Here is a 3,050-nt window from a genome sequence, read left to right as displayed (position 1 = left end):
TGGGCGTCGTCCGAGAAGTCGTAATCCTCGGCAGGCTCGGCCACCGTGTCGGGACCGCGCGTCAGCGTCTGGAACAGCATCATGTCGCCCGCGACATGCTCGCGGATCAGGTCCAGCGCCAGCAGCGGGTGGCGCAGGTGGTAGAGAACCCCCATGAAGATCACGAGGTCGAAGCGTTCGCCCAAGCGCGCCACGTCATAGACGCCCATCTGGCGGAACTCGACGCCGTCTGCGTCCAGCAGTTCGGCCGCCAGCCGCGCCTGCGCCAGATAGCGGGCGTCGCTGTCGATCCCAAGGACGCGCGAGGCGCCCCGGCGGCGCATCTCGAAGCTGTAGAAACCGGCGTTGCAACCGATGTCGAGCACGGTCTTGCCGGTCAGGTCCTCGGGCACGAGATGGGCGAAGCGGGCGAACTTTTCGGCGGGGTAATCGCCTAGAAAATGTTGTGGGGCGGTGCGGACACCGTTCAGGTCGAGGTTCTGGAACCAGGGGCCAAGCGCCTCGATTCTCTCTGCGATCTGCGTTGCGTTCATGAACCGTTCCGTCAGGCAGTGCCGTTAACGGCTATGACATGCCCCGTCCCTTGTCCATGCGCCATCAGCCAGCTGACCGAGGCCGGGGCGATCTCGAACCGCAGCAGGTTGTCGAGGGAAAGCCCCAGCACCTGCGCGACCACCCCCCGGATCACGTCGCAATGGCTGACGCAGAGGACCGGCCCGCCGCCCTGCCCCGCAAGGTGGTCGATGTGGTGCATGGCGCGGGCGACCGCCGCGGCCATCGTCTCTCCGCCCGGCGTGGGTGCCGTCCCGCGCGCGGCGTTCCAACGGTCCCAGGCGGGTTCGCCGTCCAGATCGGAGAAGCGTCGGCCCGACCAGCCGCCGAAGTCGATCTCGTCGAGGTCGGGGGCAAGGACGGGCACTAGGTTCAGCCCCGCGCCCAGGATGTCTGCCGTCTCGACCGTCCGCCGCCGCGGGCTGGTGGTGATCGCCGTGACGCCGCGCCCCGCAAGCCGCCGCGCAAGGGCCGCCGTTTCCTCGCGGCCCGCGGCGTTCAGCGCCACGTCGCGGGTCCGCCCGCTCAGCCATGTGCCCAGGTCGTCATGCGATCCGTGGCGGACCAGTCCGATCAGAACGCCCATGCCAATCCCCCGCTGTGCCGGAAAAACCATGTCAAGCAACAAAGATGAAGAAGAAGATGGAACCCTTGTCGCATGAAGGCTTTTACATCACGACATTGAGACTGCTTCAATTTCCAAGAAACAGACGGGGACAAGTTGGAAAAGGTTCTGATCACGGGAGGCGCGGGCTTCATCGGCCGCTTCGTCGCGGACGAACTTCTGCGCCGCGGCCACCAGGTCCGGGTGCTGGACGCGCTGATCCCCCAGGTGCACGGCGAGGGCGCGGGCCGCCCCGAGACGCTGAACAGCGAGGCCGAGTTCATCCACGGCGACGTCCGCGACGGGGCTTCCGTAGCCCGCGCGCTGAAGGGCGTGGACAGCGTGATCCACCTTGCCGCCGAGGTCGGCGTGGGACAGTCGATGTACGAGGTCGAGCGCTACACCTCGACCAACGACGTCGGCACCGCCGTCCTGTTCGAGAAGCTGATCGACAACCCCGTACGCCGGGTCGTCACCGCGTCTTCGATGTCGATCTATGGCGAGGGGCTTTACCGGGACGCCGACGGCGCGATGGTCGAGGACGCCGAGCGCGAGGGCATCCGCGACGGGTTGAAGCAGTGGGACCCGACCGACGCGCAGGGCCGCCCGCTGGTGCCGGTCGCCACGCCGGAATGGAAGCGCCCGAACCTCGCATCCATCTATGCGCTGAACAAGTTCGTGCAGGAGCGCACGACCCACATCATGTCAGCCCCCTACGGGATCGAGGGCGTGTGCCTGCGCCTCTTCAACGTGTTCGGCCCGGGGCAGGCCCTGTCGAACCCCTATACGGGCGTTCTGGCGATCTTCGCCTCGCGCTATCTGAACGGCCAGGCGCCGATGATCTTCGAGGATGGCGAGCAGCGCCGCGACTTCGTCCATGTCTCGGACGTGGCCCGTGCCTTCGCCGAGGCGCTGTCGCTGCCCCAGGCGGCGGGCGGCACCTTCAACATCGGCTCCGGCAATGACCGTTCCGTGACCGAGGTCGCGCAGGAACTGGGCCGTGCCATGGGCCGCAACGACCTGGAGCCCCTGATCGTCGGAAAGGCGCGGATCGGCGACATCCGGCATTGCTTCTGTGACACCACGCTTGCCGCCGAAAAGCTGGGCTTCCGGGCCGATACCGACTTCCGCGAGGGGCTGGCCGAACTCGCCGAATGGGTCGCCAGCCAGACCGCCGTGGACAATGTCGAGAAGATGCGGGCGGAACTCGACAAGCGCGGGCTGGTGGCATGACGCGGACCGACGCATCCGCCGATTCCCGCCCGGTGCTGGTCACGGGGGGCGCGGGCTTCATCGGCTCGAACCTCGCCGACCGGCTGGCCGCGGACGGCCACCAGGTCATCGTCTATGACGCGATGAGCCGCCCCGGCGTGGAACGCAACCTCGCTTGGCTGCAGTCCCGCCACGGCGACCGCATCGAGCACATCCAGGCCGACATCCGCGACGGCGCCCGCATGGCGGCGGCGGCGCGAGAGGCGAAGGTGGTCTTCCACCTCGCCGCGCAGGTCGCCGTGACCACCAGCATGGTGGAACCCATTGAGGACATGACGATCAACCTGATCGGCACGGTGAACCTGCTGGAAGCCCTACGCGCCAAGAACGATGGCACGCCGCTGATCTTCGCGTCCACCAACAAGGTTTATGGCGACCTCGCCGACCTCGACTTCGCGCTGGAAGGCGAGGCATACCAGCCCACTGACCGGGACGTGCGCGCCCACGGCATCGGCGAGGCCCGCCCCCTGGATTTCCACACGCCCTATGGCTGTTCCAAGGGCGCGGCGGACCAGTATGTGCTGGACTATGCCCGCAGCTACGGGGTGCCCACCTGCGTTCTGCGGATGTCCTGCATCTACGGCCAGCGCCAGATGGGGACCGAGGACCAGGGCTGGGTCGC

4 protein-coding genes are annotated in these 3,050 nt (G+C 67.5%); 2 read left to right on the top strand and 2 right to left on the bottom strand.

What is annotated here, in order from left to right; translation table 11 throughout:
* On the bottom strand, nt 1-533 hold a 533-nt coding region (locus Q4F04_RS08955), incomplete at its 3' end, for a DUF1698 domain-containing protein (RefSeq protein ID WP_303369495.1).
* A gap of 11 nt (nt 534-544) precedes the next feature.
* Entirely contained in the window at nt 545-1,138 is a 594-nt protein-coding gene (locus Q4F04_RS08950) for a histidine phosphatase family protein (protein ID WP_303369494.1), read from the bottom strand.
* Between the two features lie 135 nt (nt 1,139-1,273).
* On the opposite strand from Q4F04_RS08950, the gene Q4F04_RS08945 reads away from it, so the two are divergent.
* Nucleotides 1,274-2,389 (top strand): NAD-dependent epimerase/dehydratase family protein, encoded by a 1,116-nt coding sequence (locus Q4F04_RS08945; RefSeq protein WP_303369493.1) that lies wholly within the window; start codon nt 1,274-1,276, stop codon nt 2,387-2,389.
* Nucleotides 2,386-3,050 (top strand): SDR family NAD(P)-dependent oxidoreductase (locus Q4F04_RS08940; RefSeq protein WP_303369492.1); only part of this gene is annotated, 665 nt, incomplete at its 3' end. The genes Q4F04_RS08945 and Q4F04_RS08940, both read left to right, overlap by 4 nt.

It is taken from the genome of Paracoccus sp. (in: a-proteobacteria), assembly GCF_030536915.1.
GTDB lineage: Bacteria > Pseudomonadota > Alphaproteobacteria > Rhodobacterales > Rhodobacteraceae > Paracoccus.
This window is presented reverse-complemented; position numbering and strand designations above follow the sequence as displayed.